This window comes from Palleronia sp. THAF1, assembly GCF_009363795.1.
In the GTDB taxonomy this organism is placed as follows: Bacteria; Pseudomonadota; Alphaproteobacteria; order Rhodobacterales; family Rhodobacteraceae; genus Palleronia.
In genome coordinates, this window is sequence record NZ_CP045420.1 from 3,115,528 (window position 1) to 3,127,817 (window position 12,290).

12 protein-coding genes are annotated in these 12,290 nt (G+C 63.0%); 5 read left to right on the forward strand and 7 right to left on the reverse strand.

The features are described from left to right. The first annotated feature begins 82 nt into the window (after positions 1 to 82). Entirely contained in the window at positions 83 to 2,335 is a 2,253-nt protein-coding gene (locus FIU81_RS15575; RefSeq protein ID WP_124110174.1) for an NADP-dependent malic enzyme, read from the forward strand. A 38-nt stretch (positions 2,336 to 2,373) separates the two neighbouring features. On the opposite strand, the gene FIU81_RS15580 is transcribed toward FIU81_RS15575, so the two are convergent. Together FIU81_RS15580 and msrA are read right to left on the reverse strand one after the other, a co-directional pair. Beyond that, positions 2,374 to 3,519, reverse strand: coding sequence for an amidohydrolase (locus FIU81_RS15580; RefSeq protein ID WP_124110173.1), 1,146 nt, complete (start codon positions 3,517 to 3,519; stop codon positions 2,374 to 2,376). A gap of 36 nt (positions 3,520 to 3,555) precedes the next feature. Continuing rightward, complete coding sequence (gene msrA, locus FIU81_RS15585) at positions 3,556 to 4,188, reverse strand: peptide-methionine (S)-S-oxide reductase MsrA (protein ID WP_124110172.1); 633 nt, start codon at positions 4,186 to 4,188, stop codon at positions 3,556 to 3,558. Positions 4,189 to 4,356: 168 nt separating this feature from the next. On the opposite strand from msrA, the gene FIU81_RS15590 reads away from it, so the two are divergent. Then, positions 4,357 to 5,337: a DUF808 domain-containing protein gene (locus FIU81_RS15590; RefSeq protein WP_124110171.1), complete on the forward strand. Its 981-nt coding sequence runs from the start codon at positions 4,357 to 4,359 to the stop codon at positions 5,335 to 5,337. On the opposite strand, the gene FIU81_RS15595 is transcribed toward FIU81_RS15590, so the two are convergent. After that, positions 5,273 to 5,779: a BLUF domain-containing protein gene (locus FIU81_RS15595; RefSeq protein WP_124110170.1), complete on the reverse strand. Its 507-nt coding sequence runs from the start codon at positions 5,777 to 5,779 to the stop codon at positions 5,273 to 5,275. The genes FIU81_RS15590 and FIU81_RS15595 overlap by 65 nt on opposite strands. A 108-nt stretch (positions 5,780 to 5,887) precedes the next feature. Here FIU81_RS15595 and FIU81_RS15600 point away from each other — a divergent pair, with 108 nt between their 5' ends. Genes FIU81_RS15600 through FIU81_RS15610 form a run of 3 tightly spaced genes read left to right on the forward strand, consistent with a single transcriptional unit; the run spans position 5,888 to position 8,495 of the window. Beyond that, a complete protein-coding gene (locus FIU81_RS15600) occupies positions 5,888 to 6,781 on the forward strand; it encodes an aminotransferase class IV (protein WP_124110169.1) in 894 nt (297 codons plus the stop codon). Further along, positions 6,774 to 7,466, forward strand: a complete 693-nt coding sequence (locus FIU81_RS15605) for an HAD family hydrolase (RefSeq protein ID WP_254695939.1) — start codon at positions 6,774 to 6,776, stop codon at positions 7,464 to 7,466. Before FIU81_RS15600 ends, FIU81_RS15605 begins: the two co-directional genes overlap by 8 nt. Positions 7,467 to 7,517: 51 nt before the next feature. After that, the gene (locus FIU81_RS15610; protein WP_124110168.1) at positions 7,518 to 8,495 is read left to right on the forward strand and encodes an SDR family oxidoreductase; all 978 of its coding nucleotides are present in this window, start codon (positions 7,518 to 7,520) and stop codon (positions 8,493 to 8,495) included. Here FIU81_RS15610 and FIU81_RS15615 read toward each other — a convergent pair. From FIU81_RS15615 to FIU81_RS15630, 4 genes are all read right to left on the reverse strand, one after another. Then, positions 8,488 to 8,772 carry an SCP2 sterol-binding domain-containing protein gene (locus FIU81_RS15615; protein WP_124110167.1) on the reverse strand — a complete coding sequence of 95 codons (285 nt, stop codon included), beginning with the start codon at positions 8,770 to 8,772 and terminating at the stop codon, positions 8,488 to 8,490. The genes FIU81_RS15610 and FIU81_RS15615 overlap by 8 nt on opposite strands. Positions 8,773 to 8,842: 70 nt before the next feature. After that, entirely contained in the window at positions 8,843 to 9,880 is a 1,038-nt protein-coding gene (locus FIU81_RS15620) for a M48 family metallopeptidase (protein WP_124110166.1), read from the reverse strand. Positions 9,881 to 9,883: 3 nt separating this feature from the next. Next, entirely contained in the window at positions 9,884 to 10,939 is a 1,056-nt protein-coding gene (locus tag FIU81_RS15625) for a YjgN family protein (protein WP_254695940.1), read from the reverse strand. Positions 10,940 to 11,050: 111 nt separating this feature from the next. Further along, positions 11,051 to 12,268 (reverse strand): argininosuccinate synthase, encoded by a 1,218-nt coding sequence (locus FIU81_RS15630; protein ID WP_124110165.1) that lies wholly within the window; start codon positions 12,266 to 12,268, stop codon positions 11,051 to 11,053. Between the last annotated feature and the right edge of the window lie 22 nt (positions 12,269 to 12,290).

The following is a 12,290-nucleotide window of genomic DNA, read 5'->3' on the forward strand; positions in this document are numbered from 1 at the left end:
CGCGTGGCGTTCCCTGCAAAGTTTTCACTGGTGCGCTTAAAAGCCTCATGCGACCAAGAACATCCGCAACATGGAGGGGACGATGGCCAAGAAATTTACCGATGAAGAGGCGCTACTGTTCCACATGCACCCGCGCCCCGGCAAGTTCGACATCGCCGCTTCCGTCCCGATGGCCACGCAACGCGATTTGTCTTTGGCTTATTCCCCCGGTGTCGCGGTGCCCTGCGAGCGCATCCACGCCGATCCGGGACAGGCCTACGATTATACGAACAAGGGTAACTTGGTCGCCGTGATCTCCAACGGCACGGCGGTTCTGGGCCTTGGCAATCTTGGCGCGCTGGCCTCGAAGCCGGTGATGGAGGGCAAATCGGTCCTGTTCAAACGTTTCGCCGACGTGAACTCGATAGACATCGAATTGGATACCGAAGACCCCGATGCCTTTTGCGCTGCCGTGAAACTGATGGGGCCGACCTTTGGCGGCATCAATCTTGAGGACATCAAGGCGCCCGAGTGCTTCATCATCGAGCAGCGTTTGAAGGAAGAGATGGATATTCCCGTCTTCCACGACGACCAGCACGGCACGGCGGTGATATGCGCGGCGGGTTTGATCAACGCATTGCATATCTCCGGCAAGAAGATCGAAGACGTGCGCATCGTCCTGAACGGTGCAGGCGCAGCCGGAATCGCCTGTCTTGAACTCCTCAAGGCCATGGGCGCGCGGCACGACAATTGCATCATGTGCGACACCAAGGGTGTGATCTATCAAGGCCGCACAGAGGGCATGAACCAGTGGAAATCTGCCCATGCCGCCGCCACCGACAGCCGCACGCTGGCCGAGGCCATAGACGGCGCGGACGTTTTCCTGGGCCTCAGCGTCAAGGGGGCGGTAACGGCGGACATGGTGCGTTCGATGGCCAAGGACGCCGTGATCTTCGCCATGGCCAATCCTGACCCCGAGGTAACGCCGGAAGAGGTGCACGCGGTGCGTGAGGATGTGATCGTGGCCACAGGCCGGTCCGATTACCCCAACCAGGTCAACAACGTCTTGGGCTTTCCCTACCTATTCCGTGGTGCGCTCGACATTCACGCCCGCGCCATCAACGACGAGATGAAGATCGCCTGCGCCGAGGCGCTGGCGGCATTGGCCCGTGAAGACGTCCCGGACGAGGTCGCGCTGGCCTACGGTCAGAACCTGAAGTTCGGACGCGACTACATCATCCCGACCCCCTTCGATCCCCGCCTGATTTGGCGCATTCCGCCCGCCGTCGCGCGGGCGGGTATGGATACCGGCGTTGCCCGGCGGCCCATCGTGGACATGAACGCCTATGAGCAGGCGCTGAAGGCGCGGATGGACCCGACGAGTTCGATCATCCAGTCGATCTTCGCCCGAGCCCGCGCGCGTCAGGCTCGCATGATCTTCGCGGAAGGCGACGACATTCGCGTGCTGAAAGCCGCCATCACCTACCGGCGTGAGGGCTTGGGAGAGGCCTTGGTCGTGGGCCGCGAAAGCGATATCGCGGCGAAGCTTGAGGCAGAGGGTCTGCGCGAACAGATGGGCGCGTTCGAGATCGTCAACGCGGCTTCGACCCCGCATCTCGATACCTACAAGGCGTTCCTTTACGAGCGCCTGCAACGGCGCGGCTACGACCGGACGGATATCCATCGTCTGGCCGCGCGCGACCGCCACGTCTTCGCGTCGCTGATGCTGGCGCATGGCCATGGCGACGCGATGGTCACGGGTGCCACGCGCAAGTCGGCGCATGTGCTCGATCTGGTGGGCCACGTCTTCGACACGCGGCCAGAGGACGGGGCAGTGGGCATCACCGCGCTGATCCGCAACAACCGCGTCGTGCTGATCGCCGATACGCTGGTTCACGAATGGCCCGATGAGCACGATCTGGCCAACATCGCCGCGCGCGGGGCCGATGTGGCGCGCGCGCTGGGCTTGGAGCCTCGGGTCGCTTTCGTCAGCTTCTCGACCTTCGGCTACCCGGTGTCCGAACGCGCTGCCAAGATGCATCTGGCCCCCGGCGTGCTGGACGCACGCGGGGCGGATTTCGAATACGATGGCGAGATGACGGTGGATGTGGCGCTGAACGCCGATGCGATGAAACACTACCCGTTTTGCCGCCTGACCGGCCCTGCCAACGTGCTTGTCGTGCCCGCGCGACACTCGGCGTCGATCAGCGTGCGGCTGATGGCGGAAATGGGCGGGGCCACGGTGCTGGGGCCGATCCTGACGGGCCTACGCAAGCCGGTGCAGGTTGCGACGACCGGTATGGGCGCCAGCGAGATTTTGAACATGGCAGCCATCGCCGCCTGTGACATGGCGTAGATGAGTATTTGCGAAAACTAAGAACCGGGGCGCGGCGCCTAGCAGATCTGGGTAATGGCTGCCGCCCAGAGCTTTGCCCCGATGGCGATCAGGTCGTCGGGGAAATCGTAGCGCGGATCGTGCAAGGGCGGCTGCACTTCGCCTGAGCCAAGGAACAGCATCGCGGCGGGGGCGAGGGCGTTCAGCCGTCCAAAATCCTCTGACGGGCGCCATGGCTGGCCTTCTTCGCTATGCGGGATGCCGGCCGCGTCGAGCGCGTGGCGAAGATGTTTCACGGGTTCCGGATCATTCCCGGTGGCCTCGAAAACCTCGTGGTAGGTGATCGTGGCGTCCAAGCCTTCGCCTTGTGCGGTGTCCCGCACCATGGTTTCGGCTTGTTCAATCAGAAGATCCATCCGCGCATCGGTCAGCGTCCGCAGCGTGGAGCGGATTTCGCCGTCGCCCGGTGCCACGCCGAAGGCGGTGCCGCCCATCGAGACGCCTGCCACAGTGACCAATGCGAACTCTGGATCGGGGAACGTCGCCTCTGCCAAGTCGGTCAGCCCTTCCATCAGCGTTGCCAAGGCACGCCGAGGGGAGATGCCGTGTTCCGGCGTGGACGCATGGGCCGCGCGCCCGGTCAGCCGCACTGCCATTCCGCGTGACGCGCAGGCCATCGGACCTTCTTTCAGGGCCACATGGCCCAAAGCCAGCCCCGGCAGGTTGTGCAGCGACACGACCAGATCGGGTTTCAGCATTCGGCTGCGGGGATCGTCCAGAACCGCCCGCGCACCTGCGCCGTCTTCCTCTGCGGGCTGCAACAGCAGGATAGCGCGGCCCTTCTCGAAGCCGCGCCCCAAGGCACGGGCCAAGGCGATCAGGATCGACATGTGGCCGTCATGGCCGCAAAGGTGAGCGGTGCCGGGAGTGTCGGAGGTCCAGTCGACACCGGATTCCTCGACGATGGGAAGCGCGTCCAGTTCGGCGCGGATCATCAACGTGCGACCCGGCTTGGACCCGTGAAACACGCCTGCGACCCCGGTCCCGCCCAAGCCCGTCACTACGTCGGCTGCACCGGCATCGCGCAGTTCGGTGGCGATGCGTTTGGCTGTTTGATGTTCAAGCCCCGAGAGTTCGGGCGCGCGGTGCAGGTCATGGCGCAGGGCGCGGGCGTGGGTGATGTCGGCGTCGGCAATCTGGATCATGGGGCCACCGCATCACGGGCGGCTCCGGATCGCAACTTACTTCACGAAGGGAGCCGCATCGCCCCACACGGCTTTGACCCGCGCGTCGCGGCCACAGCCCTGCCGGTAACGCACGTAGGCTTCGTTCTTCGGCACAGCGACGCCAAAGCGGGTGAAGGCCACGCGGTCCTGGGACTTGTAGTAGTCTTGGTGGTATTCGCCGACCGGAGAAAACTCGTTCACTGGCATGATCTTGGTCACGATATCCCGGCCCAACTGTTGCTCGGCCGCGGCCTTGGCAGCTTCTGCCGCTTGGCGCTGAGCTGCGGTCTCGTAGAAAATCGCGGTGGTGTATTCCAAGCCGCGGTCACAGAACTGCCCGCCCGCATCCAGCGGATCAATCGAGCGCAAAAACATGTCGTAGATCTGGCGGTAGCTGATCTGTGTGTCGTCGAACGGCACGCGCACCGCTTCCAAATGGTCGCCGGAATTGCCGTACGTCGGGTTGGCCGTGGCGCCGCCTGCAAAGCCAGAGACGACGTCGCCGACGCCGCGCACCTTTTCGAAGTCAGCTTCGACGCACCAGAAGCAACCGCCGGCCAGATAGGCGGTCTGCTGTGCGGCGGTGGCGTGGCCCGCCGCGAAGATCAGGCCGAATGCGGCCACCAATGGTTTCAGTGAAAATGTCATGGATCGTCCTCCTTGCCTGCACCCTTTGCGCCAGATGGTTTGGTTGCAAGCATTGCTGCGCTGTCTCACGCGGGTGTGACGGTGGATTGGCGGTGGCCGCGGCAGAGGGTTGCGCTATGATATCCGCCTACGCCGCCGCCGGGTGCGGCCCGATCAAGCAGGTTTTCCATGAGCGGAATCATCGCCCTTCTCGACGATGTCGCGGCCATCGCCAAGGTCGCGTCGGCTTCTGTCGACGATGTTGTCGGCCAAGCCGTAAAAGCGTCGGGCAAGGCGGCGGGCGCCGTGATTGACGATGCGGCGGTGACGCCGAAATATCTGCAGGGTTTTTCCGCCAAACGCGAACTGCCTATCGTATGGAAGATCGCGCGCGGATCGCTGTTCAACAAGCTGGTGATCCTGCTTCCCGTGGCCCTTTTGCTGGCGACGTTCGCGCCGTTCGTCATTCCTATCCTGCTGATGATCGGCGGCGCGTATCTGTGCTTCGAAGGGGCAGAGAAGGTCTGGCACAAGATCAACCCGTCGGATCACCATTCCGAAGAGCTGGTGTCCGAAAAGCTGAGCGCCGCGCAGCTGGAAGAGAAAAAGGTGAAGGGCGCGGTGAAGACCGACTTCATCCTGTCGGCCGAAATCATGACCATCGTGCTGAACGCGTTGCCGCAAGATGTGTCGATCTGGATGACCGGCGCGAGCCTTGCGGTGGCGGGTATCATCATCACCATCGTGGTTTATGGGGCCGTCGCGTTGATCGTGAAGGCCGACGATGTGGGTCTACACATGGCGGCAGAGGGCAATAGCGGGTTCGTGCAGTCGCTAGGTCGGGGGATCGTACGCGGTATGCCGACCGTTATGCTGCTGCTGGTGGTCATCGGTACGGCGGCGATGATCTGGGTGGGCGGAAATATCATCGTGCATGCGTTGAACGAGCTTGGCTGGCATCTGCCCTATGACGTGATTCACGATCTCGCTGTCGGAGCTGCGGCGTCCGTGCCGGAGTCGCTGGCGGGCGCCGTCGAATGGGGTGTGACGGCGTTCTTGGACGGGATCATCGGTTTGGTTCTTGGACTTGCACTGATCCCCGTCGTCACGAAGCTGATCGTCCCTCTGTCGAGTTGGCTGTTTCCCGAAAAGCAGGCGACGCCGCATTAGGTATTTCCGCGTTCCACGCAGGATCATCCCGCTGGCCTTTGCCACTGGACGACAGGTGATCAAGGAAGGCCACGAACTCTTCGGTCCTTGCCGTTGAGAGATCGGCTGAACGGCCATGGATGCGTTGAAATACGCCGAAGAATCCGGTTTCCGTTTCGGTCAGCGCCATGTCCCAACCATCGAACCGACGCGTTTGCAGCGGTCCTTCGGATAAGGTCTGCACATCCCGATGTCGCCAGTCGGCTTGGATCAAACGTTTGATGTGGGCAACCTGATCGTCAGCGCCCTCCAGATATTGAACGAAATGCGACCCCTCCCGTTGTAGGAACCCCGAGATGCCGCATTCGATGTTTCGCTGCCGCGACCGCAGATAGATCATAGCTTCGTCGGTAGAGCGCGACGGAATGCAGGCGACAGATCGATAGAGCCAATAAGTTAACATCGGCACCTCCTTTTCAGAAAAATTGCTGCCGAATGGTTAATGAACTCCCAACGCGAGAAACCCGTCTTTGAGGTTGCGCAAACGATCAGGCTGCGGTCCCTTCGCCGCATGACAACGCACACCGCACACGACGACCCGCGCAACGCCGATATCCTGATTTGGGTGAATGGCTCTCTCAGGCCCCGCGCAGAAGCTGTCGTGTCGGTCTACGACGCAGGCTTCATGCTGGGCGATGGTATCTGGGAGGGAATGCGCCTGCACAACGAGCGCTGGGCGTTCTTGGATGACCACATGGATCGATTGTTCGAAGCCGCGTTGGCGGTGGACATCGACATCGGTATGTCCCGTTCCGACCTCATCGCCGCGCTAGAAGATACGACCCGCGCCAACGGTATGACCGACGACGCGCACTGCCGTCTGATGATCACGCGCGGGATCAAGGAGCGGCCCTTTCAGCATCCAGCGTTCTCGGTCACCGGGCCGACCGTGGTCATCATCTGCGAACACTCGGTCCCGTCGCTGCCGAAGCCGATCCGGCTGGCCACCGTTCCGCATCAGCGCGGTCTGCCCATGACGCAGGACCCAAAGCTGAACAGCCATTCCAAGTTGAACTGCATCCTCGCCTGCATCGCCGCCGAAAAGGCGGGCGCGGACGAGGCCCTGATGCTTGACGTGCATGGTTTCGTGAACACCACCAACGCCTGCAACTTCTTCATCGTGCGTAAGGGAGAGGTTTGGACCAGCACCGGCGACTACTGCATGAACGGCATCACGCGCCAGAAGGTGATCGACCTGTGTCGCGCCAACGATATCCCGGTGTTCGAGCGCAACTTTAGCTTGGTCGACACATACGGCGCGGATGAGGCGTTCCTGACTGGCACCTTCGGCGCTCAGGTGCCTGTGGGCAGTATCGACGGGCGTGTGATCGGCACCGAAGCGGGGCCGATGACCCAACGCATCCGTGCGCTTTATGCCGATCTGGTGGTGGAAGACTGTGCCTGACCTGATCGCGGCGTGGTCCGGCCCGCGCAACCTGTCCACCGCGATGATGTATGCCTTCGCCACGCGGGGCGATTGCGCTGTGCAGGATGAGCCGTTCTACGCGCCATTTCTTGCGCGCACCGGCCTTGGTCACCCCATGCGCGACACGATTCTGGCCCGACATGAGACCGATCCAGCGCAGGTCGTCGCGGGCTTCGACGGTGGGCTGACCTATCTCAAGCTGATGGCGCATCATATGAAGGGGATGCCGCTGGATTGGGCGCATGGCGCACGGCACCTTCACCTGATCCGCCACCCCGCTCGCGTAATCGCCAGCTACACGGCCAAGCGCGAACGACCCTCGCTCGATGATATCGGCTTCCCGCAGCAACGCGCCTTGTTCGATCGGTTCGGCGGCGTGATCCTCGACAGCGCCGACATTCGCGCCGATCCCGCTGGCATTCTGTCCCGCGCCTGTGCCGCGCTGGGCTTGCCCTACACCGACCGCATGCTGGAATGGCCGAGCGGCGGGCATCCCAGCGACGGTGTTTGGGCGGCGCATTGGTACGGGGCGGTCCATGCCTCGACCGGCTTCGCTGATCCCGAAGGGCCGTTGCCAGTGCTGACCGGCGATGCCACTAAGCTTCTGGAGCGTGCCTTGCCGATCTACGAAGACCTCTACGCCCAGCGCCTCACGCCGGAGTGAGGGGCGGCAGCGCGGGGGTGCGCTAGGTGTGTGGGGCAAAGGAGAGCCCTCATGACCGACCTCAATCGCCGCACAGCCCTTGGCATAACCTTCGCCGCATTGCTGGCCACAACGCTTGCCCCCGGTCGGCTGTTCGCGCAGGGGCAGGGGCCCGTCGTCCTGATCACGGGCTGTTCGTCGGGCTTCGGTCGCCTGACGGCAGAGACGATGGCCCGCGCCGGCTACCGAGTGGCAGCCACGATGCGGGACAGGCGTGAGGCGAATTCCGAAGCCGCGCTGGCTTTGACACAGATGGCCGATGACGCTGGGCTGGAGTTGGCCGTCTTCGACATGGACGTCCGCTCGGACGACAGCGTTGCCTATGGTCACGCCAAGGCGGTGGAACGGTTCGGCCCGGTCGATATCCTGATCTCCAACGCCGGCATCGGCATCCCGCTGCCCCTCGAGGCGTCGATGGAGGCCACCCGCGAGGTGATGGAAACGAATTTCTACGGTGGCCTGCGCGTCGCCCAAGCCGTCTTGCCATCCATGCGCGAACGCCGAACCGGCCTGATGATTCAGGTCACCAGCGCGCTGGGCCGCTACTCCATCCCGCTGTACGGTGCCTACTGCGCGTCGAAGCACGCGCTGGAAGCCGCGTTCACCGCGATGGCCTATGAGTGCCATCCCTTCGGCATAGAGACGACGATGGTTCAGCCCGGCGGATACGACACGCTGTTCAAGGAAAACGCGGCAGAAGATGTGGCCGGCTACTGGCCCGATCTGCCCGAAGCGCTGCGCAAAGCCTACGCCGACCACCGCGACGCGACCGACAACATCCTGCGCAATGTGGCGACCCCGCCGTCCCAACAAATTGCAGACGCCATCCTGCGCGTTGCCCAACTGGACCCAGGGAGCCGCCCCCTGCACGTCTCCGAAGGGCCGGGCATGTCCGACCTGCCACCCCTGAACGAGCGACTGCAAGCCGTCACCGAGTCCAGCACCCGCAACTACATTCGGCGGCCAGAGTGGGTGGATCTGGCTACTTGAGCACCTGCGCCAGCTTCAGCGCGGCCTTCATGTCACCCGATACCTTGATCCGGCGGGTGGCGAAGGCGGTCATGGGATTCAGCTTGCCGGACAGCAGCCTCTCCAGATCGGGACGCGAGATGTGCAGCGTGCAGTCTGCGGGGCGGTCTTCGAGATACGCGGTATCCCCGATCAGCGTGATCGCGCCTTCGTCCCCGCAATCGAACTGGATCGACGCGTCGAGCGGGCGCTTGTTCAGGCCCTTCTGAATCCGGTCGCGCAGCTCTGTCATCGTCATTTCAGCACTCCTGCCAGTCGGGTCAGCGCAATCTAGACGGCCCGCCGCGAACGGGAAGCGCGAGTCGTAATTACGTTCCGTCGCGCGCCGCTTCGCGAATATCGTCGGCTCGTTCGCCGGGGTCCGGGTGGGTCGACGCCCAGCCGCCCTGTGCCCCCTGATCCGCGGCCCAGTCGAAGAAACGCGCCATGCCTTCCGGGTCGTAGCCCGCATCCATGGTCAGACGCACACCCTTTTCATCCGCCTCACGCTCATGCTGGCGAGAGTGGCGCAGCGACAGCAGCACGCCGCCTTCCAGAAGCACATCTTCGATGATCGGCCCGGTATCGCCCGCGATCAGGGCGACCAGCACGTAGATCCCGAGTGAGCGGTAAAGCTGCGACAGGCCGTGCTGTTCGGTGACGTGCCCCAGCTCGTGCCCCAACACGCCCGCGATCAGGTCGATGTCCTGGAATTCGGACCACAGCGCGTCCGTCATGATGACCGTGCCGCCCGGCAGCGCCGCGGCGTTCGGACCCATGCCGCCGCCGTCGCGGAACAGCAGGCCATGCTCGAACCGGGTGCGCTCGTTGTCGGGCAGTTCGGCCAGCAGGTGGTTGTAGACGGTGCGTATTTCGGCCTGCGTGTCTTCAGACAGCGCGGTCTCGTCGAACACCGCGCGGTCCATGATGCTCAGTGTCGAGCGGTCGATGGTGGCTCGCACGGATTGCGGGGTGGACCATACCGCGACGGCCACCAGTGCAGGCAAGGCATAAAGACAGATCAACGCGATCCCGGCGACCGACGCGGCAACGACACCGATCAGACGTGGAGAGAACGCTTCGGACCGGTGCAACAGGCTGGCGGACGGGCGACTGCCCATCAGCGCCTCTATCCCAGCATGGTCGTCCGTTTCGAACAGCGTGCCATCGGCGAAGGACACGCGTCGAGAAGTGCGGCCAACCGGATCGGACAGGCGCGCGTCGGTGCGTGCGAAGTCGTGTGGGGCGTCGCTGTCGGACACCAGCCGCAGCCCGTTGTCACTCGCCATCAGGATAGCTGTGCTGGCAGCGGCGCGGCCCGGTGGGAAGGCCCGTCCCTGAACTTTGGTGCCGTCGCCCACCGTCATGGCTTAGATCGGCAGGCCGACATCCAGCCCCTCGATATCGCCATAGGCGTCGTCGATAGCGCTGCCCTCATGCGCGATCCGACCGGCGATATCGTTCAGGTCGCCGTTGGGCAGGATTTGGGTGTTGTGGGCCAGATACCGCGCCATGCGGATCTGTGCCCAAGGCAGCATCAGGCCCAGCGTCAGGACCGTGACGATGGTGTTCGAGATCGCGATCCAGATATATTTGACCGGCGTGATGGTCGAGCGCAGACGATGGCCGCCCTCAATCTCGGTCGAAGCATAGATCGTGTTGCGCAGCAGGGCGCTGTAGATCAGCGCAGCGGGGATCAGGCCGAAGATCAGGAAGCCGTAGATGCCGCCAAGGAACGACAGCATGATAGCGGGATCATCCTCTAGCGCGGCGCTGTTTTGCGCGATCACCCCGATGGCCGGGCCAAGTGTGAAGACGCCGACGACCACGGCCCAGATCAGCGCGATCGCGAAGGCGCGGTAGAAGGGGCCGATGGGAGCCGCGAAGTGAAAATCGTGGTTGCCGATGCTGTGCCCCGACACAGAGAAGCGTGCCGCCTTGCGCGACCCGAAGGGTAGGGCCAGGAACGCGGTCAGGAACACGCCGATCGGCACCAGAAGATAAGTGACGAAGGCATTGCCGTAGGTGCCTTGGAAGTCGAACCGCACGTTGGACCAGCTTGTCACCCGCGCGTTGAAGCGCAGGGAGTGGATGATCAGTTTTGGCAGGTACAGCACCAAGGCAAGCGTCAGGATCAGGCCGACGACCGGCACGACCGTCAGAACCGTGTTCCAAACGACAAGCGCGACCACGACGATAATCCGCCCGATCAAAATTTGCTTGCCGGTCGCGTGGTAGTCGAAGCTGCGCCCGTCGATGGCGGTGTTGCGCTTGAAATATTGCTCTTTGCGCACTTTCGCCCAAGCCGAATAGATGCCGAATGTCACGATGGTCAGCAACAGGTTGACGATCCAGATTCCGAACCACTCCCCGGCTTTTCCGGAAAATTGCACGGGGACGGCGGTGTCGGGCGATGTTTGGCTCACGTCGGGCTTTCAGGTTGAACGATTTGTCACATCGCTAGCGTTAAGGGTGAGCGCATGGAATGCCGTTCAACACCCCATGCTTACCCATGCGTTAAGCGATGCGAAATCGCCTCAATTCAAGCGTCTGTCCCGCGCTGCCAGAAGCTTCAACCGCAGGGCCTGCAACTGGATGAAGCCCGCCGCGTCCTTCTGATCATAGGCACCGGCATCATCCTCGAACGTCACGTGCGCTTCGGAATACAGCGAGTGATCCGACCAGCGACCGACGGTGCGCGCGGACCCCTTGTACAGCTTCAGCCTGACGGTGCCGGTGACATGCTGCTGGCTGTGGTCGATGGCGGCTTGCAGCATCTCGCGTTCAGGCGAGAACCAGAAACCGTTGTAGATCAGCTCGGCATATTGGGGCATCAGTTCGTCTTTCAGATGCGCCTGTCCGCGATCCAGCGTGATCTGTTCGATGCCACGATGGGCCTCCAGAAGCAGGGTGCCGCCGGGGGTCTCGTAGATGCCACGGGACTTCATGCCGACAAAGCGGCCCTCGACCAGATCGAGCCGACCGACGCCATGCGCGCCACCCAACTCGTTCAGCTTGGTCAAGATCGTCGCGGGAGACATCGCTTCGCCGTTGATCGAAACCGCATCGCCTTTTTCGAACCCAACCTCGACATATTCCGGCTGATCGGGCGCATCCTCGGGGTTCACCGTGCGCTGGTAGACGTAATCGGGCGCGTCCTCGGCCGGATTTTCCAGTACCTTGCCCTCGGACGAGGTGTGCAGAAGGTTCGCGTCCACGCTAAACGGGGCTTCGCCGCGCTTGTCCTTGGCGATCTGGATCTGGTGCTGTTCGGCGAACTCGATCAGCTTGGTGCGGCTGGTCAGGTCCCACTCACGCCAGGGCGCGATCACCTTGATATCGGGGTTCAGCGCATAGGCGGCCAGCTCGAACCGGACCTGATCGTTGCCTTTGCCGGTGGCCCCGTGGGCGACGGCATCCGCTCCCTCTTGCGCCGCGATTTCCACCAGACGCTTGGAAATCAGCGGCCGCGCGATGGAGGTGCCCAGCAGGTACAGCCCTTCGTACAGTGCATTGGCGCGGAACATCGGGAACACGAAGTCGCGCACGAACTCTTCGCGCAGGTCCTCGATATGGATGCTGGCGGCACCCATGTCTTCCGCCTTTTTGCGGGCAGGCTCCAACTCTTCGCCCTGACCCAGATCGGCGGTGAAGGTCACGACCTCGCAGCCGTATTCGACCTGAAGCCATTTCAGGATGATCGAGGTGTCGAGGCCCCCGGAATAGGCGAGAACGACTTTCTTCGGCGCGGTCATGGTGTCTCCTTAATGCTGCCGC

Bases quoted from the DNA above. Each gene is read 5' to 3' on its own strand.
- FIU81_RS15575 (WP_124110174.1), top strand. From the start codon at position 83: ATGGCCAAGAAATTTACCGATGAAGAGGCGCTACTGTTCCACATGCAC.
- FIU81_RS15580 (WP_124110173.1), bottom strand. From the start codon at position 3,519: ATGATCCAGATTGCCGACGCCGACATCACCCACGCCCGCGCCCTGCGC.
- msrA (WP_124110172.1), bottom strand. From the start codon at position 4,188: ATGACATTTTCACTGAAACCATTGGTGGCCGCATTCGGCCTGATCTTC.
- FIU81_RS15590 (WP_124110171.1), top strand. From the start codon at position 4,357: ATGAGCGGAATCATCGCCCTTCTCGACGATGTCGCGGCCATCGCCAAG.
- FIU81_RS15595 (WP_124110170.1), bottom strand. From the start codon at position 5,779: ATGTTAACTTATTGGCTCTATCGATCTGTCGCCTGCATTCCGTCGCGC.
- FIU81_RS15600 (WP_124110169.1), top strand. From the start codon at position 5,888: ATGACAACGCACACCGCACACGACGACCCGCGCAACGCCGATATCCTG.
- FIU81_RS15610 (WP_124110168.1), top strand. From the start codon at position 7,518: ATGACCGACCTCAATCGCCGCACAGCCCTTGGCATAACCTTCGCCGCA.
- FIU81_RS15615 (WP_124110167.1), bottom strand. From the start codon at position 8,772: ATGACGATGACAGAGCTGCGCGACCGGATTCAGAAGGGCCTGAACAAG.
- FIU81_RS15620 (WP_124110166.1), bottom strand. From the start codon at position 9,880: ATGACGGTGGGCGACGGCACCAAAGTTCAGGGACGGGCCTTCCCACCG.
- FIU81_RS15630 (WP_124110165.1), bottom strand. From the start codon at position 12,268: ATGACCGCGCCGAAGAAAGTCGTTCTCGCCTATTCCGGGGGCCTCGAC.